At 57.5% G+C, this 25,549-nt stretch carries 24 protein-coding genes; 16 read left to right on the top strand and 8 right to left on the bottom strand.

Translation table 11 applies throughout. The features are described from left to right. Positions 1 to 104 precede the first annotated feature (104 nt). Entirely contained in the window at positions 105 to 1,055 is a 951-nt protein-coding gene (locus ABMA60_RS15945; RefSeq protein WP_392805080.1) for a LysR family transcriptional regulator, read from the top strand. Positions 1,056 to 1,124: 69 nt separating this feature from the next. On the opposite strand, the gene ABMA60_RS15950 is transcribed toward ABMA60_RS15945, so the two are convergent. Continuing rightward, entirely contained in the window at positions 1,125 to 2,057 is a 933-nt protein-coding gene (locus ABMA60_RS15950; protein ID WP_392805083.1) for a LysR family transcriptional regulator, read from the bottom strand. A 182-nt stretch (positions 2,058 to 2,239) separates the two neighbouring features. Between ABMA60_RS15950 and ABMA60_RS15955 the strand changes: the two genes are divergently transcribed. The 8 genes from ABMA60_RS15955 (at position 2,240) to ABMA60_RS15990 (ending at position 12,672) form a co-directional block, all read left to right on the top strand. Beyond that, a complete protein-coding gene (locus ABMA60_RS15955; protein WP_392805086.1) occupies positions 2,240 to 3,586 on the top strand; it encodes an FAD-dependent oxidoreductase in 1,347 nt (448 codons plus the stop codon). Positions 3,587 to 3,646: 60 nt separating this feature from the next. Next, a complete protein-coding gene (locus ABMA60_RS15960) occupies positions 3,647 to 4,921 on the top strand; it encodes an aconitase X (protein WP_392805089.1) in 1,275 nt (424 codons plus the stop codon). After that, positions 4,921 to 5,361 carry an aconitase X swivel domain-containing protein gene (locus tag ABMA60_RS15965; RefSeq protein ID WP_392805092.1) on the top strand — a complete coding sequence of 147 codons (441 nt, stop codon included), beginning with the start codon at positions 4,921 to 4,923 and terminating at the stop codon, positions 5,359 to 5,361. The genes ABMA60_RS15960 and ABMA60_RS15965 overlap by 1 nt, the downstream gene beginning before the upstream one ends. A gap of 175 nt (positions 5,362 to 5,536) precedes the next feature. Further along, a complete protein-coding gene (locus tag ABMA60_RS15970) occupies positions 5,537 to 6,763 on the top strand; it encodes a TAXI family TRAP transporter solute-binding subunit (protein ID WP_392805095.1) in 1,227 nt (408 codons plus the stop codon). A 139-nt stretch (positions 6,764 to 6,902) separates the two neighbouring features. Then, the gene (locus ABMA60_RS15975; RefSeq protein ID WP_392805097.1) at positions 6,903 to 8,876 is read left to right on the top strand and encodes a TRAP transporter permease; all 1,974 of its coding nucleotides are present in this window, start codon (positions 6,903 to 6,905) and stop codon (positions 8,874 to 8,876) included. A 53-nt stretch (positions 8,877 to 8,929) separates the two neighbouring features. Then, positions 8,930 to 9,808, top strand: coding sequence for a TauD/TfdA dioxygenase family protein (locus ABMA60_RS15980; protein ID WP_392805099.1), 879 nt, complete (start codon positions 8,930 to 8,932; stop codon positions 9,806 to 9,808). 32 nt (positions 9,809 to 9,840) lie between these two features. Further along, positions 9,841 to 10,275, top strand: coding sequence for a heme-binding protein (locus ABMA60_RS15985; RefSeq protein WP_392805102.1), 435 nt, complete (start codon positions 9,841 to 9,843; stop codon positions 10,273 to 10,275). Positions 10,276 to 10,455: 180 nt separating this feature from the next. Beyond that, entirely contained in the window at positions 10,456 to 12,672 is a 2,217-nt protein-coding gene (locus tag ABMA60_RS15990; RefSeq protein ID WP_392805105.1) for a malate synthase G, read from the top strand. Here the strand turns inward: ABMA60_RS15990 and ABMA60_RS15995 are convergent. Further along, the gene (locus ABMA60_RS15995) at positions 12,632 to 13,570 is read right to left on the bottom strand and encodes an alpha/beta fold hydrolase (RefSeq protein ID WP_392805108.1); all 939 of its coding nucleotides are present in this window, start codon (positions 13,568 to 13,570) and stop codon (positions 12,632 to 12,634) included. The two genes, ABMA60_RS15990 and ABMA60_RS15995, sit on opposite strands and share 41 nt — an antisense overlap. Before the next feature lie 129 nt (positions 13,571 to 13,699). On the opposite strand from ABMA60_RS15995, the gene ABMA60_RS16000 reads away from it, so the two are divergent. The 5 genes from ABMA60_RS16000 to ABMA60_RS16020 all read left to right on the top strand — a co-directional run bounded on the left by ABMA60_RS16000 (position 13,700) and on the right by ABMA60_RS16020 (position 17,978). Next, on the top strand, positions 13,700 to 14,725 hold the full coding sequence (locus ABMA60_RS16000) for a GlxA family transcriptional regulator (protein WP_392805310.1): 1,026 nt from the start codon (positions 13,700 to 13,702) through the stop codon (positions 14,723 to 14,725). Positions 14,726 to 14,791: 66 nt separating this feature from the next. Beyond that, positions 14,792 to 15,358, top strand: a complete 567-nt coding sequence (gene yeiP, locus ABMA60_RS16005; protein WP_392805111.1) for an elongation factor P-like protein YeiP — start codon at positions 14,792 to 14,794, stop codon at positions 15,356 to 15,358. Positions 15,359 to 15,435: 77 nt separating this feature from the next. Next, positions 15,436 to 16,401 (top strand): diguanylate cyclase domain-containing protein, encoded by a 966-nt coding sequence (locus ABMA60_RS16010; RefSeq protein WP_392805114.1) that lies wholly within the window; start codon positions 15,436 to 15,438, stop codon positions 16,399 to 16,401. A 115-nt stretch (positions 16,402 to 16,516) separates the two neighbouring features. Beyond that, positions 16,517 to 17,734: an FAD/NAD(P)-binding oxidoreductase gene (locus tag ABMA60_RS16015; RefSeq protein WP_392805118.1), complete on the top strand. Its 1,218-nt coding sequence runs from the start codon at positions 16,517 to 16,519 to the stop codon at positions 17,732 to 17,734. A 16-nt stretch (positions 17,735 to 17,750) separates the two neighbouring features. Beyond that, the gene (locus ABMA60_RS16020; protein WP_392805121.1) at positions 17,751 to 17,978 is read left to right on the top strand and encodes a DUF2798 domain-containing protein; all 228 of its coding nucleotides are present in this window, start codon (positions 17,751 to 17,753) and stop codon (positions 17,976 to 17,978) included. 15 nt (positions 17,979 to 17,993) lie between these two features. Here the strand turns inward: ABMA60_RS16020 and ABMA60_RS16025 are convergent, their stop codons facing one another. Continuing rightward, a complete protein-coding gene (locus ABMA60_RS16025; RefSeq protein WP_392805123.1) occupies positions 17,994 to 18,971 on the bottom strand; it encodes an AI-2E family transporter in 978 nt (325 codons plus the stop codon). 189 nt (positions 18,972 to 19,160) lie between these two features. Here ABMA60_RS16025 and ABMA60_RS16030 point away from each other — a divergent pair, with 189 nt between their 5' ends. After that, on the top strand, positions 19,161 to 19,781 hold the full coding sequence (locus ABMA60_RS16030; protein WP_392805126.1) for a LysE family translocator: 621 nt from the start codon (positions 19,161 to 19,163) through the stop codon (positions 19,779 to 19,781). A gap of 6 nt (positions 19,782 to 19,787) precedes the next feature. Here the strand turns inward: ABMA60_RS16030 and ABMA60_RS16035 are convergent, their stop codons facing one another. Continuing rightward, positions 19,788 to 21,224: a PLP-dependent aminotransferase family protein gene (locus ABMA60_RS16035; RefSeq protein ID WP_392805129.1), complete on the bottom strand. Its 1,437-nt coding sequence runs from the start codon at positions 21,222 to 21,224 to the stop codon at positions 19,788 to 19,790. 155 nt (positions 21,225 to 21,379) lie between these two features. Between ABMA60_RS16035 and ABMA60_RS16040 the strand changes: the two genes are divergently transcribed. Then, positions 21,380 to 21,607, top strand: coding sequence for a DUF1127 domain-containing protein (locus ABMA60_RS16040; protein WP_392805132.1), 228 nt, complete (start codon positions 21,380 to 21,382; stop codon positions 21,605 to 21,607). Positions 21,608 to 21,669: 62 nt separating this feature from the next. On the opposite strand, the gene ABMA60_RS16045 is transcribed toward ABMA60_RS16040, so the two are convergent. The 4 genes from ABMA60_RS16045 to ABMA60_RS16060 form a co-directional block, all read right to left on the bottom strand. Further along, complete coding sequence (locus ABMA60_RS16045; RefSeq protein WP_392805134.1) at positions 21,670 to 22,137, bottom strand: DUF6691 family protein; 468 nt, start codon at positions 22,135 to 22,137, stop codon at positions 21,670 to 21,672. Beyond that, positions 22,134 to 22,577: a YeeE/YedE family protein gene (locus tag ABMA60_RS16050; RefSeq protein WP_392805137.1), complete on the bottom strand. Its 444-nt coding sequence runs from the start codon at positions 22,575 to 22,577 to the stop codon at positions 22,134 to 22,136. The genes ABMA60_RS16045 and ABMA60_RS16050 overlap by 4 nt, the downstream gene beginning before the upstream one ends. Positions 22,578 to 22,689: 112 nt before the next feature. Then, positions 22,690 to 23,571 (bottom strand): MBL fold metallo-hydrolase, encoded by an 882-nt coding sequence (locus ABMA60_RS16055; RefSeq protein WP_392805139.1) that lies wholly within the window; start codon positions 23,569 to 23,571, stop codon positions 22,690 to 22,692. A gap of 134 nt (positions 23,572 to 23,705) precedes the next feature. Continuing rightward, entirely contained in the window at positions 23,706 to 25,433 is a 1,728-nt protein-coding gene (locus ABMA60_RS16060; protein WP_392805142.1) for a SulP family inorganic anion transporter, read from the bottom strand. Between the last annotated feature and the right edge of the window lie 116 nt (positions 25,434 to 25,549).

Consider the following 25,549-nt stretch of genomic DNA (forward strand, 5'->3'; position numbering starts at 1 on the left):
CCGTTGAAAAATTTGGCTAATTTATAATCGTTATTTTCACTATTCCTGTGGTGAATGGAGTTTGGCTTGGTTAGGATAAAGCGACCTTTTCGACGGACATCGCCATGCAACTGAACCGTATCGACATGAATTTGCTGGTCTATCTGGATGTGCTGCTGCGCGAACGCAGTGTCACCAAGGCCGCCGATCAACTGGGCATCAGCCAGCCGGCGATGAGCAACGGCCTGCGCCGCCTGCGGGTGCTGTTTGACGATCCGCTGCTGATTCGCACCAGTGAAGGTATGACGCCGACCGAGCGAGCGCGTCAGTTGGAACCGACGCTGCGCACCGTGCTGCAGGACATCGAACGAGCGGTGCGGCCACGCAGCGATTTCGACGCCGCCGCCAGTGGCCGGGTGTTCCGTATCATGGTCAGTGATTACGCCGAATCGACGCTGATTCCGCCGCTGCTACGGCGTTTGCGGGAGATTGCGCCAAGCGTGATTCTCGATCTGATGACGCCCAGCGACGTCAGCTTTTTCGACGTCGAGCAAGGCAAGGTCGATCTGGTGATCAACCGCTTTAACTCCATTCCGCAGTCGTTCCACCAGACCACAGTCTGGAAGGACGACTTCTGCTGCATGGTCAGCCGCGACAATCCCATTCTCGATAATTTCAGCCTGAAAAATTACCTCGAAGCCCAGCACGTCTGGGTTTCCAAGACCGGTTTTGGCGTCAGCGTTGGTGTCGATCCGGGCGATGTGCAGCGCCTGGGCTGGGTCGACGAAGTCTTGCGCCAACTCGGTAAAAAGCGCCGCATTACCGTTTTTACCCGCCACTATCAGGCCGCCATGCTGCTCTCGGAACAGAACGACCTGGTGCTGACGGTGCCATCGCGCGCCGCCTTATTGCAGGCGGAGAACCCCAGGCTGGTCGTGAAGGCGCCACCCTTCGAGATTCCGCCGATCCAGCTCAAGCTGGTGTGGAGCCCACTGCTGCACCACGATCCGGCACACCGCTGGATGCGACGGCTGATTAACGAAGTGGCTGAAGAAGTGGTGGCTCCTGAGTTTTAATTCATTTGGTGAATGTTCGTTATAACGAAAATAAATAAATTGAATTTCCGGTCTGAAATTATAGTCGCCTTAACCGGTTTGATTGACCGCAGCAGCCTGCGGCTTGGTACGTTCCCAGGGTGAAATCGGCTGAGTAGCCTGCTTTAACCATTGAATGGCTTCCTGCACCGCCGGATTGCTGCGGCGGTTTTGCGGCACCAGGGCTTTGACCCACAAATCCGGAATCGGAAACTCCTCCAGCACCGGCACTACTTTTCCCGCCTCTACGCTCGGCAGGGCGATGTGTTTGGCAACCATGGCGATGCCCAAACCGTTCTCCACCGCATTCATCAGCACTAGGCTGTCGTTGACGCTGACCCGGGGTTTGACGTCAACGTTGATGGTGCCGCTGGGCCCGTCGAAGAACCAACTGGTGCCGGTGGCCAGAAAGGTCAGGCAGTCGTGGTCGATCAGATCACGCGGGTGCTGCGGCGCCTCGCTGTGCGCTAAATAGTCCGGTGCGGCAATGAGGATGCGTGGCATCGGGCACAGCGGTATGTCCATCACATCGGCGTAAGACGACGGCAATGCGCCGATGGCGATATCGAAACCTTCCTCGATCGGGTTCACCGACCGGTCCATCAACACCAGTTCCATGTTGACGCCGGGGTGGGCTTTCTGGAACGAGGTCAGGATGTTGCCGAAATACTGGATGGTCAGGGTCGTCGGGCACTTGATGCGCAGCCGCTCCTGCAAGGGCGAACGAGCGCTGGCTAAATCCTGCAAGGCATTGTCCATTTCGGTGACGATGGCCAACAACCTCGGGTAATAACGTTCGCCCGCTTCGGTCAGCATCAGCTTTCGCGTTGAACGATTGAACAGCGTGACTTTCAGTTGGTGTTCTAGCTGATTGATTCGCTTGGCAATCACCGAAGGTACGGTGTTTAACGAGCGCGATGCGGCTGAGAAACTACCGGTTCTTACCACGGTCAGAAAGCTTTTCAGGTTGGTCAGGGTGTCCATGCTGTCGCCTCGTCTTGTCATTATTTTTCGCGATTCGCGTTAAGAGTTATCTTAAAACAACTCTTTTTTCAAAAGATAGCGCTGGCTAGTCTGGACCTATTCACAGTCGTTACCGCCCTCAACAACAGCGATAAAAATGAGGCGGGGCGATGTTCGAAAGGCAGTCAGAGGCAATAACAATCATGGTATCTGGACCTAGTACAGCAACTCGGGTGCTGCGTCGCACCCCGACTTCCGGTTTTAAGACACTGCGCGCCGACATCTGTGTTGTCGGTGCCGGCATCGCCGGTATGTCGGCGGCGTTGCAGGCCGCCAAGTTGGGCCGCTCGGTGATAATGGTGGACAGCCAACCCGCGCTTGGCGGTCAGGCGGTGAATTCCATCATCGCTACTTTCTGCGGCATGTTCTCCAACGGCACCCACGGTTATCAGTTCACTCACGGTATTGCTGACGACATCCTCAGCTACTTAGAGCGTCACGATCAGTCGATTTATTACCGTCACGGCCCTAACACTACGGTGGTTTATTACGACGAAGTCACGCTCGGTCGTTGGATTGAACAAAGCGTCTTGGAGACCGGGGTAACGCCCTTGCTCGGCGCTATGTTGCTCGACACCCGCATGGAAAATTCGCGGCTGGTCAGCGCCGACTTTATGACTCGCTACGGCGGCGTCACCATCGAAGCCGATGGCTTTATTGATGCAAGTGGCGATGCCGCTCTGGCCTGGCAAGCGGGCTTGCCGTGCCGTGAACCGGAGCAAAATGGCGTCTTCGGTACTCAGATGGTGGTATTGGAAAACATCGACGAAGAGCATCAGCCGACCCGCGATGTTATCGGTGCGCGCATGAAAGAATGCGGTGAACGCTATGGCCTGGTGCGCCGCGAAGGCTTGGGTTTCATTATACCTGGCCGCGGCATCGCAGCGATGAACATGACCCATATCGAAACCCCGCTCGATCCGGTCGAAGCCTCGGCCAAGGCGCTGGAGGGTAAAGAGCAGGCCAGTCGCGCCATTGAATTTTTAAAGCACGAATTCCCCGAATGTTTTGCCAAGGCGCGGGTGCGTTCCTTTGGTTTGCCGGGTATTCGGCAGACCCGCTGGATTGTTGGTCGGCATCATTTGACCGTCGAAGAACTGACCAGCGGCAAGAAGTTTGACGACAGCATTGGCCGCACCGCCTGGCCGATCGAATTGCACGATCACAGTGATGGCCACCACTGGATTACCTTCGATGAAGACCACGTGCATTACATTCCGCTGGGCAGTTTGATTCCCGAAGAGTGCGACAACCTGGTTGCCGCCGGACGCTGTATCGATGCCGACTCAGCGGCGCTGTCGAGCGTTCGTGTAATGGGACCGTGCATTGCGATGGGCATGGCTGCCGCCCATGCGCTGGATCTGTCAGCATCGGGCAGCGTGCATCAGATCGATATGGATCAGATGCGCCGCCGCGTCGCTGAAAACGTAGAACAACAACATTATCGCTGGGACGAAAAGGAGCTCGCCTCCAAGGTCGATGCTTCTTGATGGCAAGCCTGCTGATAGCAAGCCTGTTGAGAGCCAAGCCCAACCCAGCCGGAGCGAACCATGCAGTTAACTGATTTTGAAAAAGCCATGCTCGATGGCGCCAACGGCCGTGCCAAGGCGCGAGCCATGGATTTATTAGTGCGCTACGGCGAAGCCGTGGGTGCCGAACGGCTGATCGAAACCAACAACGTCGCCGGGGCTTTTAATGCCTCGACACCATCGGTTAAGCCCATCGTCGATAAAGGTTTCGATGCAGTCTATTCGGAGTTGAATCTCGACAGCGATGAAGTGGTCGAAATCCCCCATATGGCGGTCAACACCACCCAGTTGATCACCGGCATCGATATCGAAAACTGGCGCATCCAGGGCGCCGATGAAGCCCTGGTGAAGATGCAATTGGCTTCTGAAAAATACCTGGGCGAACGCGGCGTGAATTTGTGCGCCACCTGTACGCCATACCAGGTCGGCAACGTGCCGGTGCTGGGAGAGCACTGCGCATGGATGGAATCCTCAGCGGTGATTTACTGCAACTCAGTATTGGGAGCGCGCACCAATGTTGAGGGCAAAGAAAGCACCGGTGCCGCCGCATTGACCGGCCGTATTCCCTACTGGGGTTATCACCTTAAAGAAAACCGTTACGGCAACTACCGCATCGATCTGGAGATCGAAGTCGATGACATGATGGACTGGGGTTTGCTCGGTTATTTCATCGGCGAAATGGTCGAAGAAGACAAGCCGGTGGTGCACAACATCAGCCATCAACCCAACCTGATCAAGCTGAAGCATTTCGGTGCGGCGGCGGCATCATCGGGCGGTGTGGAGATGTATCACATCCCCGGTGTTACCGCTGAAGCGCGTACTCTGGAAGAAGCGTTCGGGCCCAATAAACCCAAGGAAATTATTCGCTATGGCGCCGCTGAACGTCGTGCCATCTACGAAAAATTGCAGTGCGCGACCGACCCCAAAGTCGATTTCATCATGCTCGGCTGCCCGCACAATTCCATCGAACAGATGGCCTTGATTGCGCAGTTATTGCGCGGCAAAAAAATCCACGCCGATGTGGAACTCTGGGTGCATACCCCGCGCGCCATTAAAAGCGTGGCTGAACGCAATGGTTATCTGGCGGTGATCGAAGCCGCTGGTGGCGTAGTGATGAGCGATACCTGTCCGGCCATTTCCCGGCGCCTGCCTGAAGGAGTACGAGTGATGGCGACGGACTCGGCTAAGCAAGCGCATTATCTGCCTGCCATTGCCAAGATCGATGGCTGGTTTGGCTCGGTCGGTCAATGTATTGATGCGGCCCTAACCGGCCAGTGGAACGGAGGTCTGGTGTGATGAGTGAACAACCGAAACCCGGCACCACCATTACCCTGACCGGCCGCAAAGTGGTCGGCGGTGTCGCCGAAGGCGAAGCCTTGGTGACGCGCGAAACCATCTCCGGTTGGGGCGGTATTTCCGAGCGTGATGGCACCGTTATTGAACGCCGTCACGAACTGGTGGGTCAGTCTTTCGCTGGCAAAATCCTGTTGTTTCCCGGTGCTAAAGGCTCCTCCGGTTGGTCGGCTTATTTTCATATGACGCGCCTCAATGGGGTGTCGCCGGCGGCCATGTTGTTTACCCGTATGACCACCAAGATGGCGCTCGGTGCGGTGGTCACCCGAGTCCCGGCGATGACTGATTTTGAGCAAGACCCTTATGCGCTGATCGACAGCGGTGACTGGGTCAAGGTCGATGCCGATGCCGGCGTATTAACCATTACTAAAGCCGCTGGATAAGTTGAATCCCCAGCGTGCCAAGAGCTATTTAGCAGGAGAGTATGTCAGGTATGTCGCTGTGAAGTTTTGCGCAGTGGCGCATCAACTTAAGTCAGTAATCAACAACAGTGCCTCGTTCATAGACAACAAAAACAAGACACCCGCGAGGGTGACTATCGGTAAGAGGAAGCAAATCATGTTTACAACGGCCCCAAAACGGCTCGGATTTCTAGCCCGTATCATCCTCGGAACTGGCCTGTTTTTGGCCAGCTTAAGCAGTCAGCTTATGGCTGACGACGATTATCAATGGCCGCGTTATTTCAACATCGTGACCCCCAATGTGGGGACCGCCAATCATTCTTTATCAGTTGCCTGGGCGTCGGAATTTTCGGCGCAAACCTCATCGCGTTCGCGGGTATTGCCGGCGCCCAATGGTTATTCGCGGGTGACCTGGTTAAACACCGGTGAAGGTCGCCTGGCGATGTTTCAGGCATCGGATTATTTCGATCATATGGATGGCGTCGACGGCTTTGCCACCCCTAATGCCGGTCCGGTCGATACGCGTTTGGTGAACGTTAATATGATCACGCCCTGGGGGTATGTGGTGCGTGGTGATTCTGACATCAAAACCATTAATGACATTGGTCCGGGAACCCGCATTGCCTATGCGGCGAGTTCATCTTTTCTGCTGACCGGTATCGATGCACTGCTGGCCTACCTCGATCTGGACCCGAGCGAGGTGACGTTGGTGGAAGTCGGTAATTACGGTGCCAACACCGCCATTATTGCCGAAGGTCGCGCCGACGTTGCCTTTACCTCACCGCATTCGGGACCGAGTTATGAAGCCGCTGCCGGTCCGCATGGCATTCGCTGGTTGGCCTTGCCTGCACCGGAAGAAGACCCCGAAGCTTTTGCCCGTTACCGCGCTTTGCATCCGGGGTATGTGGCGCGTGAAACTCAGTCCGGCGTGCCCTCTGCACGTGGTGTGGTGATGGATCATGCTTTCCAGGCCAACCATGTATTGGCTGATGAAGATCCCGAATTTGTCTATCAGTTAGTGAAGTGGATGGACGAGCAACACGACGCCTACAAAGACGATTACACCTACGCCTACATGATGTCCATCGACAGCCTGGTGCAGTTTTTGGAGCTGGGTGCGCTGCAGCCACTGCACGAAGGTGCCATCCGTTATCTGCAGGAAAAAGGTCTGTGGACCGATGCCTTCCAGCGTCGTCAGGATCAGTTGGTGGCCATGGCGCAGCAACGTGAAGCGCTCTACAAGGAAACCATGGCCGAAGCCCGTGCTGAAGGTATGACGGTGTCACCGGCCGACGAAGACTGGATGGCGTTCTGGATGCAAACCCGAGATCAGCAAAGTGATGGTCGCAGTTACGGCGAAATGGTGCTGTCGCTGCAACCATGACGACCTCTTTCCCGGCCCTTTCCGGGCCGGGTTTTTTACCCAGTCTTGTGCTGTTGATGTAGCCAACGATTTTTATTTTTTACTCACCAATCGCCACTCTAGCGGCGACTGGTACTCCTGGGCGGAGGCCTGAACGATCATGAACGCAACACCCGAAAACCAATCCCCTGTCGATCCCGACAACGCCCTACCCGAGGCCTTTGTAGACCGAACCTTGGAACGCTATCAGTCGATGCCAGCACCCATTCGTCTGCTGACTTTGGCGATGTCGTTCGGCGGTGTGGCCCTGGCGGTAGTCTATATTTTTGGACTGATCCCGCTGTTGGATCTGACTTACTACTTCCTGCTGATGGCCATGTATTTGCCCATGGCTTATTTGCTATTACCCGCTCACAAACGCGAAGTGCGGGTGTCCTGGATGAGTTATTTACCGGCGCTGGCGATTTTTTGTTTGATGTTGTTTATGGCGTCCAAAGGTCGCGATCTGGTCTATCAGACTTGGGTGCCGGTCAGTGAAAGCTGGCAGCTTTGGGTGGCCGCTGCGCTGATGGTATTGATCCTTGAAGCGGCGCGCCGTTCCGGTGGTTTGATCTTTCTGTGTATCGTTATTTTCCTCGGTTTCTATCCGGTCTTTGCCGACTCTATGCCGGGCATTTTGTGGGGCCCGCCGACGACTTTGGAGCGCACCATTGCTTTCAATATTTATTCCGGTGACGCCATGCTCGGCATCGTTACCCGAGTAGTGGCTGAAACCATCGTCGGCTTTTTGATTCTCGCTGCCCTGTTGGTGGCCACCGGTGCGGCCGACTTTTTCCTCAAATTGGCAACGGCATTAATGGGCCAGGCCAAGGGCGGTCCGGCTAAAGTTAGTGTCTTGGCGAGCGGCTTTTTTGGCAGCCTCAGTGGCAGCATTTTCGGCAATGTGGTCAGCACCGGTTCGGTCACCATTCCGAGCATGAAAAAAGCCGGTTTCCCCGGTTATTACGCCGGTGCTTTGGAAGCCTGCGCTTCGACCGGTGGGATGTTGATGCCTCCGGTGATGGGCGCGGTCGCTTTTATCATGGCCGACTTTACCAACACCGAATATGGCGTCATCGTCGTGGCCGCCATCATTCCCTCCTTGCTGTATTTCTTCGGTCTCTATTGCCACGTGCATGGCTATGCCGCCAAGGCCGATTTGCAGGGCTTACCCAAAGCCGATTTGCCATCACTGCGCGAGACCTTAAAAGAAGGCTGGCCGTTTTTAGTGGTGCTGGGCTTTTTAGTCTGGGGTCTGGTGGTGATGCGCTGGGAACGACTGACGCCTTTCTATGCCTCTGGTCTGTTGATTGTGCTGACGCTGTTTAAGAAAGAGCTGCGCATCACTCCAAGCAAGTTGCCGGACATTCTTTTTCAAATCAGCAAATTGCTTAGCCAGACCATGGCGCTGTTGTTGCCGACCAGTTTTATTCTCGGCGGTTTAATGGCGACGGGCGTCGCCCCGGTGATTGCTTCAGAACTGGTGCGCATGGGTGGCGGTAGCCTGATTCTGGTACTCGCCATTGGCGTGGGGGTATGCATTATTTTCGGCATGTTGGGCATGATCGTCGCTGCTTATCTGATGCTGGCATTAACGCTGGCACCGGCACTGGAACAGATTGCCGGTTTGAATACGCTGGCGATCCATCTGTTTATTGCTTATTACGCCACCCTGGCAGCGATTACCCCGCCGGTGGCGCTGGCGGCTTTTCTCGCTTCGCGCATCAGCGATTCCGATCCGTTACGTACCAGCTTGCATGCCGCTCGTTTAGGGGTGGTGTTGTATTTCGTGCCGATCTTTTTCCTGTTCGAACCGGCCTTGATTTTCCAAGGCCCACTGCATCTGACGGCGATCTGGTTCTGCTTCAATGTCATCGCCGTCATGTTGATTGCTGGTGGCTCTGAAGGTCGATTGATGTTGGTTGGGAAGCTGCCCACCTGGGCGCGTCCAGTGATCATCATCAGTGGTTTGCTGGTCGGTTTTCCGGAGTGGATGTCGACGCTGGTCGGCCTGATTATCAGCGCTGTAGTGGTGCTGCTGGTGCGCTTATCGATGGCCCAGCAAGCGGTTGGCTTGCAAGCTCGTTCGCGCTGATAAAGGCGTGCTAAAACAACAATAACCGTCCACAGACGGAAGGAGTTTCCGCTATGACATTAACCGTTAAACCCTTGCATCCATTGTTTGTTGGTGAAGCATCCGGCATCGATCTGAGTCAGCCGTTGGATGCGCAAAACGTGCAGGCCATTCGCCAGGCCATGGACGAATATGCGGTGCTGGTATTTCGCAATCAGCCGTTGAGCGAAACCCAACAATTGGATCTGGCCAAGTCGTTTGGGCCTTTGGATTTGGGTTTGAAAAAACTCAAACATCGGCCCGATCGTTTGCAGCATCATGAACTGGCGGACTTGTCGAATGTGCGCGATGAAGGTGGCGTGGTTGATCGTGACGATCCGAAAATTGTCAGCAATATCGCCAACCAGTTGTGGCACAGCGACAGTTCCTTTCAGAAACCGTCGGCGGAATATTCGATGCTCTGTGCGGTAAAGGTTCCGCCTGCCGGTGGTGAAACCGAGTACGCCGATTTGCGCGCTGCTTATGATTCGTTAACGGCTGATATGAAAGCCGAAGTAGCCGATCTGCAGGCCGAGCATTACGTGCTGCATTCGCGTTTTATGCTCGGCTATACCGACTACAGTGACGCTCAGAAAAACACCATTCCGCCAGTGACCTGGCCGCTGGTGCGCACCCATCCGGGTTCCGGTCGCAAGGTGTTGTTTGTCAGCTCGCATGCGCGCTCGGTGGATGGCTGGACGCTGGCCGAAGGGCGAATGTTGTTGCTGGATTTAATCGAGCACGCTACTCAGCGCGACTTTGTTTATCGCCATCACTGGCAGGCTAACGATCTGGTGATCTGGGACAATCGCTGCACCCTGCATCGCGGTCGGCGCTTTGATTTTAATCAGGTGCGTGAATTGCGCCGTGCCACCACCTTGGATGTTAATGCCCCTGAACTGCACGCTGGCTAAAACCTTGCGCCATTACTTAGGAGAACGCTGAAATGCTGTCTATTCCCCGCTTGGATAGTCGTGAAGCGCACTGGCTGATCGAAGGCGCCTGGCGCGAAGCCGAAGCGATCGGCGTGCCGATGTGCATCGCCGTGACCGACGAGTCCGGCAACCTGATCGCCTTTGAGCGCATGGATGGTGGCAAGATCACCAGTATTACCCTGGCGCAGGATAAAGCCTTTACCGCCGCGGCCGCTCGCAAGGCGACGCACGACTACAACGCGGCCTGTGTGCCTGGTCAGTTGGCCTTTGGTGTTCATACCGCTCTGGGCGGCCGGTTGTCGGTGGTGGGCGGTGGTTTGCCGGTGCTGGTCGACGGCGAGGTCGTAGGTGGTATTGGCCTCAGTTCGGGGACTCCCCAGCAGGATATGCAGTGCGCTCAAGCGGGCATCGATTTCCTCTTGGCGCAACTGGGGCAACAGCCGTAGCGCGGCATCAGGCGTTTTCCGGGGCGAACATTCATGCTGTGAATGATGAAAATAACAACAATAAATTAGTGGAATTATTTTTCGGTCCCTAGGCTCAGGGTGTGCACAACACAAAACCGCACACTAAAACGCCCAGAAAAAGGCGCGCCAGCGCCAACAACAAAATAAGAGGCACCGAGCATGACAGACCGCACTACCGAGGGCGGCTTGCAGATCGCAACAGCGCTGCACCGCCTGGTCGCCGAGGAACTTCTGCCGGGTACCGGCATCGAGCCGAGTCAGCTGTGGCAACAACTGGAATCCATCCTGGATGAACTGACGCCGCGCAACGACGCCTTGTTGCGCGAACGTGAGCAACTGCAGGCGCAGCTGGATCGTTGGCACGCCGAGCACAGCGAAGAGCCTTTCAACCGCGACGACTACCGTGCCTTTCTCGAGCAGATTGGCTATTTGCTCCCTGCTGGCGATGATTTTCAGATTCGCACCACCGGTGTGGATCGTGAAATCGCTGAGCAGGCCGGTCCGCAGTTAGTGGTACCGGTGAAGAACGCGCGCTTTGCGCTGAACGCTGCTAACGCCCGTTGGGGCAGCCTCTACGATGCGCTCTACGGCACCGATGCCATCGCCCACAGCGACGGCGCCGAAGCCAGTGACGATTACAATCTGGTGCGCGGCGCCCGGGTGATCGCCTATGGCCGGCAACTGCTCGATCAGGCAGTGCCGCTGGCCGAATGCAGCCATTCGCGGGTCAGTGCGTATCGGGTGCTCGGTGGTGAATTAGTGGTGGAGTTGGTTGATGGCCGCGAAACCAGTCTGGCGCAGCCGGAGCAGTGTCTGGGTTTTCAGGGCGATCCGGAAAACCCGAGCGCTATTTTGCTGGTCAATAACGGTCTGCATATCGAAATTCAGATCGACCCGACCGACAAGATCGGCAGCACCGACGCTGCTGGTGTGAAAGACCTTTTGATCGAGGCGGCCTTGACCACCATTATGGATTGCGAAGACTCGGTCGCCGCCGTCGATGCCGATGATAAGGTCGAGGTCTACCGCAACTGGCTGGGTCTGATGCGTGGCACCCTAAGCGAGAGCTTCACCAAAGCCGGCCAAACTGTCACCCGCCGTCTGGCCGAAGATCGTCACTACCAGGGTCTGGATGGCCGGCTGCTGACCTTGCCCGGTCGCAGTCTGATGTTTGTGCGCAACGTTGGTCATCTGATGACCACGCCAGCGATTCTCGATCGCCATGGCCGGGAAATCTACGAAGGCGTGCTCGATGCGATGATGACGGCGCTTGCCGCCATGCACGATTTAAAACAACTGGGCGAACTGCGCAACTCGCGCACCGGCAGCGTCTATATCGTCAAACCCAAGATGCACGGCCCGGCCGAGGTGGCCTTTGCGGTCGAGCTGTTCGAGCGCGTCGAGCAGGCGCTGGATCTGGCACCCAACACCCTGAAAATTGGCATCATGGATGAAGAGCGGCGCACCAGCCTGAACCTGAAAGAGTGCATCCGCGCGGCTATGGATCGGGTGGTCTTTATCAACACCGGCTTCCTGGACCGCACCGGCGATGAAATCCACACCGACATGCTGGCCGGGCCGATGATCCCCAAGGCGCAGATGAAACAGACCGCCTGGATTGCGGCTTATGAAAACAACAACGTCGATGTCGGCCTGGCCTGTGGTCTGGCCGGTCGCGCCCAGATCGGCAAAGGCATGTGGCCGATGCCGGATGAAATGGCGGCCATGCTGACGCAGAAAATCGCCCATCCCGAGGCTGGCGCCAACACCGCCTGGGTACCGTCACCCAATGGCGCGACGCTGCATGCCTTGCATTATCACCAGGTGGATGTGCGCGCGCGGCAGTCGCAATTACGCCAGCGCGCGCCGGCTAAGCTGGACGATCTGCTCACCTTGCCGCTGCTGGAAGACCGCAGCGTGCTCAGCGCCGCCGATATTCAGCAAGAGTTGGACAACAACGCCCAGGGCATTCTTGGCTATGTGGTGCGCTGGATCGATCAGGGCGTGGGTTGTTCCAAGGTGCCCGACATCAACGATGTCGGTCTGATGGAAGACCGCGCGACGCTGCGCATCTCCAGTCAGCATATGGCCAACTGGTTGCATCATGGTCTCTGTACTGAAGCCCAGGTGGTCGAGACGATGCAGCGCATGGCGGCGGTGGTTGATCGGCAGAACGCGCACGATGCGGCGTACCGACCTATGGCGCCGGACTACGACGCCAGCATCGCCTTCCAGGCGGCGCTTGCGCTGGTGCTCAAAGGCAAGACACAACCCAACGGCTACACCGAGCCACTGCTGCATGCTTACCGGCAACAGGCCAAGGCGGCTCGCTCAGCTAAAGCTGGCGCTGAAAGTAGTTCACCAGCTGCTGTATAACGGCGGCGTCTTTCAGCGCGCCGGTGTGGCCGAGGCCGCGGGTCTGAATGGACTCAGCTAAAGGCCAGGCTGCAGCGGTGCGCTGAAAATCGCCAGGGGGCACTTCCGGGTCGTCCTCATCGATCACCAATATTCCCGGCAGTTGCAAAAAGGGCTCGGCGAAGTCGAGGCTGATGCGTTGCCAGATACTGGTGTCTTCATCCAGAAAACGGCGCGATAGCTCACGGCTGTGCGCCGTCAGATGACGCAAAAACGCCTCCCGGCTGCGCTCGTTCAACCCCAGAGCGCCGTGAAACCGCGCAAATAACGCCTGCACATCCAGACCCGGCGCGATCAGCGCCAGCTGGCCCGGCTGCAAACCCAGCGCCATCGCCTGAATCACCGACTGAGCACCCAGAGAATGCGCCATCACTGCGGCTGGCTGGCCCAGCTGTGCCTGAATCAGCACCAGTGCCTGGGCGAATTCGTAGACGTGAGTATGGCGACTTTTGTTCAGACCGTGACCGGGCAGATCGAACAGACAGACCTGATAGCCTGCCTCGACCAACGGCGCTACCAGCTCGCGGAATTGACTGCCGCTGCCACGCCAGCCATGCACGCCCAGAATCAAGGGCGCGTTGGGCGCGCCCCAAAGATGCAGATCGAGACCAGCGGGATCGAGATAGAGTGTCTGGCGGCGCTCGGCGCTGTTCCAGAAAGCGCGGGTGCGCACTCCAGGTTCGCCGTGCACCGGTGTGAACCAGAGTCGGGTCAGTGTCTGGGCGGCAAGGTTTGGCGCTAGCCAGCTCAGCGCATTCAGCGCACGGCCCAGTCGTTTGAAACTGGCGGGCATCAGCCCGGTCTGGGCGGCAACCGGCGCTTGGGTTTGCTGGCTGGATAAGGCGGAGAATAACGTCATCAGGCTATTCCGGTGCAAAGGAGCCTGAAGTCTGCGCTGGTTTTGCTGGAAAGCTGAGTGTCATATTTGACAACTTAGGGTCTAAAACTGACATTATGAGCCTTTGTTGGAACAACTCAGGTGGCTGCCATGCAGGTGGTGATACTGCTGACTGAAAACAGCATGGGTTCGCAGGTGGTGGGTCTGGTCGATGCGCTGATGATGGTCAACTACTGCCATCACAAAGCCGGCGGCGAAGCGCCGCTGTTTGCATGGTCGCTGGTCTCCATCGACGGCCAGCCGGTGCGGCCCTTTAACGGTTTACCGGTGGCGGCTGACCAATCGCTGGCGCAGGCGCTGGCCGATGATCGCTATCCGCTGGATCAAAAACTCTGGCTGGTGCCCTCGGTGATCGAGGCGGTGTCCCGGCCGGAGCGCATTCGTCAGGCGTTGCAGCAACTGGCGCCCATGGTCGATGCCGTGCAGCAGTATTATCAGCGCGGTGGTCGCATCGCCAGTGCCTGCACCGGCGCCTTTGTGCTGGCCGCTGCCGGCTTGTTGGCGCCGTATCCGGCCTTGATGCACTGGCGCAGCGAGGCCAGTTTCCAGCAGTTGTTTCCTGGCATACGCACCGATACCCGCACCGCTTTGGCCGATTATGGCCGTATTCTCTGCGCCAGCGGCGGTATGCAGAGCGCGGCGCAACTGGTGTTGCATCTGGTGGCTCGGCAACACAGCGAGGCGCTGGCGCTGGAGGTCGCCAAATTGATGCAGGTTGACCGGCAATCGACTGCGCCGGTGGCCTATGGCGCTACCCAGACGGATCGGCCGCATAACGACGATAAAGTCCGCCTGGCTCAGGCGCGGCTGCGCGAGCGCTTGCATCTGAGCGTTAGTATCGAGCAACTGGCGACGGAGCTGGCCATCAGTGACCGTCAATTAAAGCGGCGTTTTGCCCAGGCCACAGGTCTGTCGCCGCTGAAATATCTGCAGAAGGAGCGCCTGAAACGCGCCTGCCAGTTGCTGGAGAACAGTCGCCTGACCTCGGCGCGCATTGCCGGCGAGGTGGGTTATCAGGACGAGAGTAATTTCCGCCGGCTGTTCAAACGCGAACTGGGCATGACCATGGAGCATTACCGGCGTCGTTTCAGTGCTGCGCTCAGCGCGCATGACTAGCGGCTTGTACGCCTTGCTGTGCTAAACTGCGCCACCTTTTTTCCGCCTTGCGATTGCGAGTTTACGATGCCAAAAGCCCCCGAAATCAAACCCGGTCATGTTGTCGAACTGGATGGCCAGCCGTTTATTGTCCGCAAAGTCGATGTGCACAGCCCCAGCGCTCGTGGCGCGTCCACGCTGTACAAGATGACCTTCAACGATCTGGTCACCAAGCGTAAACGCGAAGAAACCTACAAGGGTGATGAGCTGCTGACGCTGGCCGATGCCCAGATGCGCACCGTCCAATATCTGTTTGCCGACGGCGACATGCACACCTTTATGGACACCGAAGACTACGCTCAGCATATGCTTTCGAGTGACGACCTGGACGATACCCTGCCGTGGCTGGAAGACGGTATGGAAGGTCTGACCGGCGTGGTGGTCAACGATGTGCTGGTGGCGATTGAATTGCCGCAATCGGTGGTGCGCACCATCCTCGATTGTGCTCCGGCGATCAAAGGCGCTTCAGCCTCGGCGCGCACCAAGCCGGCGGATCTCGGCCGCGGCCTCAGTGTGCAGGTTCCCGAATACATCGAAGTGGGCGAACGCATCAAGGTGAACACCGAGTCACGCAAGTTTATGTCCCGAGCCTGACGCCGACCCAAAATCAGGTTATTGTGATAGAGTTCACATAAAATTCGCTAACGCCGACAGGGAGGTCGTAAGCCAGCGTGGAACCAACCAAGCCATCTGTTAATCCCCCGGCTGACGAAACCGCCGTCGCCCAATTGCTCAAGCTGTTGCACCAGGATGCCAGGGTGAAGGCAGCGATGGACCGTTTGGGGGTCTTTGTCGTCAATCATCGTGACTACGACCAGTACCCCCTGACAACCCCGATGCATCACAACGGCAAGGTACCCTTTGCCCATGCCTGGGACTGGCTGGATTATGTTCATCCGCAAGACCGGCCTCGGGTGGAAGAAGCCTGGAATGCGGTGATTCGCGGCGAAACCGACCTTTTCTGCGCCGAATATCGTTTTAAACAGCGCGATGATGAGTATTGTTGGCTGCTTAATAAAGGCACGGTCGTGTATCGCACCGAAGACGGCTATCCCTGGATTTACGTGGGTGCCGATACCAATATCGAAGAACTCAAACACATCCAGCGCCGCCTGCTCGAACAACAGGATGAGTTGCGCGACAGCCTGATGCGCGACCCGCAGCTGGGCATTCCCAATCGACGTTTTCTCGATGAACAGGCACCCGACATGCTCGCCCATGCCTGCCTGGAAGGCCTACCACTGACCGTTCTGGTCTGCGATCTGGATAATTTCAAAACCCTGAACGACACCCTGGGCCATTCGGTCGCTGACGGCATCCTGATGCAGGTGGTCGGCAAAATCGGCGATTGCCTGCGCGATACCGATGTCATTGCCCGTTTCGGCGGTGATGAGTTTGTTGTCCTGCTGGCCGCGACCGATGCCGACCAGGCCGCTCAGGTAGCGCAGCGGATTTTGATTTCGGTGCGTGAACTGTCGGCTGGGATTGCAGGTACTGAGTTGGCCATCTCCATCGGTGGCTACAGTTCGCGTCCCGCTGAGGGGGAAACCCTGTGGCAGTTTTTCGAGAAAGCCGACAAGGCGCTGTATCGCGCCAAGCAGCAGGGCCGGGATTGTTTCGTCGCTGCTGCGGAATGATTTAAACCCACCCGCCAAACGGTCTTCTTTTTATCGCTACGACCAAGGTTTCGTTGCCACGGCCTGGGTTTGATGTTTAATATTAGCAAATTCTAATAAAAAGAAGAGTGACTCTATGACACGTCAATATCAGATCGTTATCGCCGGGGGTGGCGCTGCCGGTATCGCCGTTGCCGCTTCACTGAAACAACGTCACAGCGCGCTGCGCATCGCCCTTGTTGAGCCCAACCAGACGCACGTTTATCAGCCGGGCCAGACTCTGGTCGGCCGGGGCGTTATGACGCTGAAGCAACTGAAACGACCGACGGCATCCTTGTTGCCCCGGGGCGTTGACTGGATACAGCAGAGCGTGGCGGCTTTCGAACCCGAACAGCGTCAGGTCCGGCTGGATAACGACGAGGTGCTGGAGTACGAGCAGTTGGTGGTTGCGCTCGGGTTGGAATTGAACATCGACGCCATCGACGGTCTGAGCGAGACGCTGGGTAAAAACGGTGTGACCTCCAACTACGTCACTGAGCTGGCCGATTACACCTGGCAGCAGGTGCAGGCGTTACCGTCCGGCAAGGCGCTCTTTACCCAGCCGCCGATGCCAATCAAATGCGCCGGCGCGCCGCAGAAAGCCATGTACCTCAGTTGCGATTTTTGGAAGCAGCAAGGGCGACTGAAAGACATTCAGGTTGAATTCCACAACAGCGGTGCCGCCATGTTCGGTGTCGCGGACTTTGTGCCGGTGCTGGAAAGTTATGTGCGTGGTTACGGCGCGGTTCCGGTCTTTGGCAGCACCCTGGTGCGGGTTGATGGTCCCAACCACAAAGCCTGGTTTGCCCAAGCCGACGGCACCGAACTTGAAACCTCCTTCGATCTGCTGCACGTCACCCCGCCACAGCGGGCGCCGGCGGTTGTTCGTAACAGTCCGCTGGCCAATGAAGCCGGTTGGCTGGAGGTCGATCAGTACTCTTTGCAACATCCGCGTTATGCCAACGTCTTTAGCCTGGGCGATGTCAGTTCGGCGCCCAACGCCAAGACCGCGGCAGCGGTGCGCAAGCAGGCGCCGGTGGTGGCGCTGAACATTCTGGCGATGCGTAAGGGCCAGCCATTCGCCGTGGCTTACGACGGCTACGGCGCCTGCCCGCTGACGGTGGAAGCGGGCAAGGTGGTGTTGGCCGAATTTGGCTATGGCGGCAAGTTGCTGCCCAGTTTTCCGTTAAATCCAACCCGGCCACGGCGTTTCTACTGGTGGATGAAAACCACGCTGTTTCCCTGGGTGTACTGGAATTTGATGCTTAAAGGACGGGAGTGGTGGCTGAAGAACCAGCGGCCGGGTCAATCCTGAACAAAGAGGAGTCGTTATGTTCAGCAAGAAATATCAGCACTGGGTGCAGGCACTGTTGATGTCGGTGTTGATGGTGACCTTGATGACCGCTGTGATCACAGCGGTCAATACCGGGGTCGACGTGGGTTTTGTCGGTCGCTGGGGCGGCGCTTTTGTGGTCGCCTGGCCGATTGCCTTTGTCATCATCCTGCTGTTTGGCCGCCGCGTGGCGCAGTTATCGGCGCGCTTGTGTTCGTTGGATTGAGCGGCTCAAAAGCCGCTACTGGCTGAGCAAAACCGCCAGCCAGCGGCTTTTCGGGTAGAGCTCCAGGCCGATCTTGACCACCACCGTTAACGGCACCGCCAGCAAGGCGCCAACCGGACCTAACAGCCAGCCCCAGAACACCAAGGAGATAAACACCACCAGGGTCGAGAGGTCGAGAGAGCGTCCCATCAGTCGCGGCTCCAGCAGGTTGCCGATCACCGCATTGATGGCGCCGAAACCCAGCCCACTGATCAGCAGGCCGGGCCAGCCGAGCTGGACAGTAGCTAGAAACATCGGCGGTACAGCGGCGATCAGCGAGCCGATATTGGGGATGAAGTTCATCAGGAAGGCAAAGGTGCCCCAGAGGATGGGGTAATCGACGCCCATCAGTTTGATCAGCGCCCAGACCACCACACCGGTGACGGTGCTGACCAGGCATTTGATCGCCAGGTAACGCTGTACTGAATCGCTGAAGCGGCGTGCGAAGGTCATATCGACGCTGTTGCCCAGGGCACGGCGGGCTTTTTCTGGCAGGTTCTGCGCTTCGTAGAGCATAAAGATCAGGATAAAGATGGTCAGCGCCACCGCCACCAGTATGCTGCCGACGCCGGAAAACAGGCGGCCGGCAAAGCTTATAAAACTGTCCGGTGGTGCCAGCGATTGCAGATCGACCCTCAGCCAGGGTAGGCGCTCGCGCAGATAGGCAAGGCCATTGTCGAAGGTGCTTTCGTACTCGGGCAGATGGTTGAAAAAATCGTCGGCAGAGGTCGCCACCAAAGTACCGAGGATATAGAACACAGCGAAGACCAACGCCACGACAATACCGATGGCGATGGGGATCGGCAGCTTCCATTTAACCAGCCAACGTACCGCGGGCGCTGTCAGCACCGCCAGAAACAAGGCCAACAGACACGGCACGATGATCGACTGGGCGATTTTCATACCGGCCAGAATAATGATGACTGCCGCTACCGTCAGTAGGGATCGAGCCATAGGGGCGTCGGTTGATTTCGGCAGAGGCTTGGGGTTCATCCTTGGGGCTTCCTTGTAATGGGGCGGGCTATCGAAGCATTAAAACACAGCCTGAGCGATTGGCGCAGTCGCCTGAAAGTCATCAATGGGACTCGGCAGCCGGCTGGCTACCGCGTTAGAATGGCGGCACTTTTGGGGCGGGTATCGATCATGACTGTGCACAGTGCTTTTACCTTCTTTCTGGCTCTCTTCCTGTTCAGTATCACGCCGGGGCCGGGGGTCTTTGCCATCCTGGCGCGGGCGCTGACCCGCGGTGCCAATGCCTGTGTGTTGCTGGCGCTGGGCATGGTGGTCAGCGATCTGGTCTATCTGGTTCTGGCGACCTATGGCCTGGCAGCCATTGCCGAAAACTGGGCCGGGCTCTTTACCCTGATTCGCTATCTGGGCGCGGCCTATCTGATCTATCTCGGTATTCGTATGTTTCGCGCCGTGGTCAGCGATGATCAACCGTTGGCGGCGGAGGCTGAAGGTGGCGGTGCCTTGTCGGGTTTTGTGCAGGGCTTTTTAATTTCCGCGTCCAATCCCAAGGTGATTTTGTTCTACATCGCCTTCCTGCCGACCTTTGTTAACCTCAGCGCCTTGTCGACGGCTGACCTGCTGCTGGTCTGTGTGCTGACGGCGGTGGCGCTATCGCTTGGTCTGATGCTGATTGCCGTCAGTGCCGCCCGCGCCGCCCGGGTGTTAAAAACGCCCAAGGCGGTGCGTCGGCTGAACCGTTCTGCCGGTGGCATCATGATGGCGGCGGGCGCTTATCTGGCGCTCAGTAAGTAAGCCGAATTAAACCGTTGCGGTGGCCGACACTCGCGCGGTCACCCAGTCGCCCAGGCGGCGAATGGCGTCCTCGCGCTCCGCTGTCCAGCGGTGTGCAAAACTCAGCCGGAAACAGTGCCGAAATTGCTTGTTGAGCGAGAACATTTCGCCCGGCGCGATCAGCACGTCCTGATCTTTGGCGTGGTGGTACAACTCTGTGGTGTTCACCGACGGGGGTAATTCAAACCAGGCGCCAATGCCGCCTTGGGGGCGTGACACCTTGGTCACCGACGGGAAGTGTTCGCTTACCAGATCGGCCAGCCGCTGATAACGTTGGCGATAGACTTCGCGCGCCTGACGCAGATGGCGCTCATAAATACCCTGACTGAGGATGTCGGCGCACACCAATTGCGGCAGCAGCGGCGTGGCGACCAGATTGACGAACTTGCGGTACAGAATCTCTTCGTAATAACGGCCCGCCAACACCCAGCCGACGCGCACCTGCGGATCGATGGTTTTGGAGACCGAGGAGCACAATAAAACCCAGCCCTGGGTGTCGAATGCTTTGATTGTTTTGGGGCGCCGCTCACCAAAATAGAGATCGCCATAAATGTCGTCTTCGATCAGCGGTACTTCGTATTGTTCCAGCAAACCGACCAGAGCGCGTTTGCGTTCTTCCGGAATACTGCAACCGAGCGGGTTGGAGAAGTTCGACACCGTCAGGATGGCGGCGATCGGCCATTGCTCAAGCGCCAGTTTCAATGCTTCCAGGCTCATGCCGGTTTGCGGATGCACCGGGATTTCCACCGCACGCAGACCGTAGGATTCAATCAATTGCAGAATGCCGTAGTAACAAGGCGATTCCACCGCGACCACATCGCCCGGTTGCGTCAGTGCCTGTAAGCACAGCCCCATAGCGTTCAGGCTGCCAACCGAGGTGACAATGCTGTCTGGTGAGACCGCCACACCCGTATCGATGGCATGACGGGCAATCTGCTGGCGCAACTCATACGAGCCTTCCGGCACGGTGTAACCCACGCCCAGATGCTCGCGAGTTCTCGCCAGCCGGGTGTAACTCTGTTGCAGGTGTTTGGCGATGGGAAAATCGTTGGCCGGAGTGGCGCGGCTGAAATTAATGGCATTGGAGCGAAAGCCATTGCGCTGCACATCCATCACCAACTGAGAGGTGGTCGCGACGATAGGGCGCGCTTCAGTCTGGGCGATGGACGGCATCGCCAATGACGGCCGGGCCTGCTTGATGGCGTAATAGCCCGACTTGGGTCGCACCTCCACCCAGCCTTGTTCTTCCAGCATGCTGTACGCCGACATCACCGTGGAAATACTGACGCCTTCCTGCTTCGCCAGTTGCCGGATAGAGGGTAGGCGTTCGCCTGTGGCGATAGCGCCGGTGCGGATATGGTCGGCCAGTTTCTCGGCCAGTTGATGATAAAGGCTGGTTTCCATTCGGCTCACCATAACAGTTGCAGGGAAAAAAGAGCGTAACAGTTGGGGCTCTGGTGAATCTGTACTTATTGATATAGCTGAGATCTGAATCTGTGCCGGTCCAGATCATGGCAGTAGCATAATCCCAGTACAGTGAAGAAGTACAGGAGCCGGAGATGAGTACCCAAACAACGCTTAATAACAGCTTGGCAATGCGCTCAACCAAGGTTGGTTGGGTGTTCTGGAAGGGGCGCTTGGCCCGAATGCAGGCTTTGCTGCGTTTCTGGCAGCGGCGGATCAAAACGCGCCGCCAGTTAAAGCGCCTGCCAACACATCTGTACCGCGATGTCGGCCTGAAGCCGCATGAGGTTCAGCAAGAGGTGCACCGATCCTTTTGGCAATAACGGCGGCCATAAAAAACCCGGCGTGAGCCGGGTAAGAGAGCAAAGCGGTACGAGGTGATTGATCAGGCGCTGGCCAGTTTGGCCGGTCGCTGATCGATCCAGATCAGCGCCCGCTGAGTGATCCAGGTGCCGGCAAGGTAGGCCAGAATGATGGTGACTATGCCGCCATTTGGGCTGCCATCGGCAAAGCTCAACGAGGTGATCATCGGGCCCGGGCAATAACCCGCCAGACCCCAGCCGGCACCGAAGATGATGCCACCGAGCACGATGCGCCGATCGATTTCGGTCTTGGCCGGCAGCCGGAAATAGTCGGCTAACCAGGGCCGCGCCTGCTTGAAGATCAGCGGTGTCAGAATGAAATTCACCGCCAGGCCGCCACCCATAACGAACGCCAATGATGGGTCCCAGGCGCCGAACACATTGAGAAAACCAACAACCTTGGCCGGATCAATCATCTGCGCGACCGACAAACCCAAACCGAACACCATTCCGGCGAACAGCGCGGCCACTAAGCGCAATGTCTGTATCATGCCCCGACTCCCATCAACTGACGTACAACAAAGACAGTCACCAGACCACTGCCCATAAAACTCAAGGTCGCGACCAGCGAACGCGGGCTGCGTCGGGCCAAGCCGCAAATGCCGTGACCACTGGTGCAACCGGCACCGATGGTGGCACCAACGCCCACCAGCAGACCGGCCAAGACCAAAAGTCCGGGGCTGACGACAGGCTGAATATGCGCAACGCCAGCACCAAAACCGAGCACTCGGTACAATACGCCGCCGAGCATCAGTCCGATCACAAAGACCGCACGCCAGGCGACATCACCGCGTACCGGCTTGGTCAGGCCGCCGACAATGCCGGAGATACCGGCGATGCGACCTTGGGACCACAGCAGGAAGGCGGCGGATAAACCAATGAGCGCGCCACCGATCAGCGCGGACACCGGCGTGAAATTAACGATTTCCATCTTAGCTAAACCTAATTTAGTAGAATCTAATTAAACTGCCCAAAATAATGCGGCCAATGGCCGCAGCTTCAAGTTTGCGATGTAACAGCAGAGCCAGGCCCTGCCGTGGCGCTTACTGAGCGCGTTCGGCGCGAATGTTCAGCGGGATCTTCAGATAGCGCTTGCCGTTGCTTTCCTGCTTGGGCAGGTGACCGGCTTCGATGTTCACCAGAATGCTCTGATAGATCAGCTTGGGTGCGGCCAGCTTGGCGTCGCGCTGTTCGCGGAACTGCACGAACTCGTCTTCGCTGGTGCTGCTTTTCAACTGAACGTTCTGCGCCTTCTCTGCACCGATGGTCGATTCCCACTGCACGGCGCGGCCGCCGGGTTGATAGTCGTGACCGGTAAAGACGCGCGTTGCATCCGGCAGGCTGTACAGATTGGCCTGAATGCCTTGATACAGAGTGCGCGCATCACCCGCCGGAAAATCACAGCGGCCAGTGCCGTAGTCCGGCATAAAGAGCGCATCGCCAGTGAAGACGGCGTCTTCGATCAGGTACGACAGACAGGCTGGCGTGTGTCCCGGTGTCGGCAGTGCTTTGATGCTCAGCGTGCCGGCGGTGAGGGTTTCAAAGTCTTCCACCAGACGATCAAACTGTTCGCCGTCGGTCACAAAGCTGTCGGCCAGGTTGTAGACGGTTTTGAACACAGACTGCACCTGACGAATGCGCTCGCTGATGGCGACCTGCAAAGACGGAAACTCATCGCGGAACAGCTGACTGGAACTCAGATGGTCGGCATGAGCGTGGGTTTCCAGCACATAGTGCAGCGTCAAACCCTGCTCTTTGCTGAAGTCGACGACTTTTTGATAGCTCTCATCAGAGACAATGCTGCCGATAGGGTTGTAGTCCAGCACCGGGTCGATCACCACAGCGTCTTTGGACGCCGGATCAAACACCACATAGGTGAGGGTGTTGGTGGCCTCGTCGTAAAAGGTTTCAATCTGAATGCTCATAAGGTTTGCCTCCATTTGGGCGCAAGCTTGGCAATCTTGGTGTAAGCCAATATTAGCATTTACTAATCAAATGTTGTGCCAAGGTCCCAGCGGCCATTTCACGGCCTCTGCGGGCTGAGTTCGTTAATGATGTTTCAGCTTGTTGCAACATCCGTTTCACTGCGCTGCGCCCAGGCGCGGGCAGCGGCCATGGCCGGTTCGGTTTCCAGGAAGAAATGATCTTCGCCCAGCGTCGAGCTGAAGCCGGAACGATCCATCACATCCTTAACCGGGCCTTTGACGTGAGCGATAAACAACTCGATGCCGCGCTGGCGATAACGGTGCAACAAATCGTGCAAGGCGGTGTCGGCCGAGCTGTCGAGCTGGTTGATCGAACAGGCATCGAGCACCACGGCGCGCAAGGGTACATCGAGGCGTTGTTCGACGCGGCGAATGGTGTCTTTCAGGAAGCTGACGTTGCCGTAGTAGAACTGGGCATCGAAGCGAATCGCCAGAATGCCCGGTTCGATCTGCGCTTCCGGATGACGCTCGATATTGCGATAAGCCTCGGTCCCCGGCAGTTTGCCGAGCACGGCGTAATGCGGTCGGGTGGTCTTGATCACGAACCACAGCATGGACGCGCCCACCGCCAAAAAGAGCCCGTCTTTGGCGCCCAGTGCCAGGGTGGCGGCGAAGGTAAAGAGCAACAAACCCAGGTCGCTGCGTTTTACCTTCCACAGATGTTTCACTTCGTGCAGATCAATTAACCCGGCGACCGCTACCATAATCACCGCCGCCAACGCCGCCTTGGGCAGGAAGTAAAACAGCGGTGTTAAGAACGCCAGCGCAATGGCGATCAGGCTGGCGGTGATCAGCGGTGCCAGACCGGTATTGGCACCGGCATTGGCATTGACCGCGGTGCGACCAAAGCCACCAGCGACTGGCATGGCGCGGGAAAAGGCGCCAACCAGATTGGCCAGGCCCAAGCCGATCAGTTCCTGATTGGGATTAATCTCATAGCGCCGTTCGCTGGCGTATTTGCGCGCTACGGCAATGCTTTCCATAAAGCCAATCAGCGCGATGGCGATAGCCATCGGCAGTAATTCCATGGCATCGGCAAGGCTGAAAGCCGGGGCCGATAAGGCGGGCAAACCGGCCGGAACGGCGCCGACCACGGCGACACCGGCCTGATCCAGTCGCAATGCCCAGACGGCAATAGTGGTAACGGCGACGGTAATCATCGCCGCCGGTAAGGCTCGGTTAAGGCGTTTTAAACCGACCAATAACGCCAGGCTGACGGCGCCGATGATCAGCGTCGGCAGATGAATCAAGGTCCATTGATCGACCGCATGCCACAGCGTTTCGGCGATGTTCTCAGTGCGCGGCAGCGATAATCCCAGCAGGTTGGCTATCTGGCTGACGGCTATAATCAGGGCCGCGGCGCTGGTAAAGCCGGAGATCACCGGATGCGATAGAAAGTTGGTCAGAAAGCCGAGTCGGAAAATGCCCATCACCAGGAAGACGCCGCCAACCAACAGCGATAACAGGATCGTCAGCTCGATATAGCGTTCGGAACCGACTGGCGCCATCAGGCCAATACCGCTGGCGACCAGCAGCGCCACCAGCGCAACCGGGCCAACCGCCAACTGACGCGAAGTGCCAAAGAACGCATAGACGATCATCGGCAGTACTGAAGCGTATAAACCGATGTAGGGTGGCAGGCCACCGAGCAGCGCATAAGACATCGCCTGGGGCACCAATAAGGTCGCCGTAGTGATCCCAGCGATCACATCACCGCGTAACCAACTGCGCTGGTAATTGGGAATCCACTCCAGCGCCGGAATATAGGGGCGCAAACGAGCGGTAAGGGATTGGACAGTCATGGCAGCTCCTGTTGCCGGACTCGGTCGTCACCGGGCTTCGCTGGGTTAGCATAGGCCAGATCGGCAGCGGTCGACCGAACGAGTGTTAAACAATTGAAGGCCCTATTACAACGAAC

The organism is Saccharospirillum sp. HFRX-2, assembly GCF_043196805.1.
Taxonomy (GTDB): Bacteria; Pseudomonadota; Gammaproteobacteria; order Pseudomonadales; family Natronospirillaceae; genus Saccharospirillum.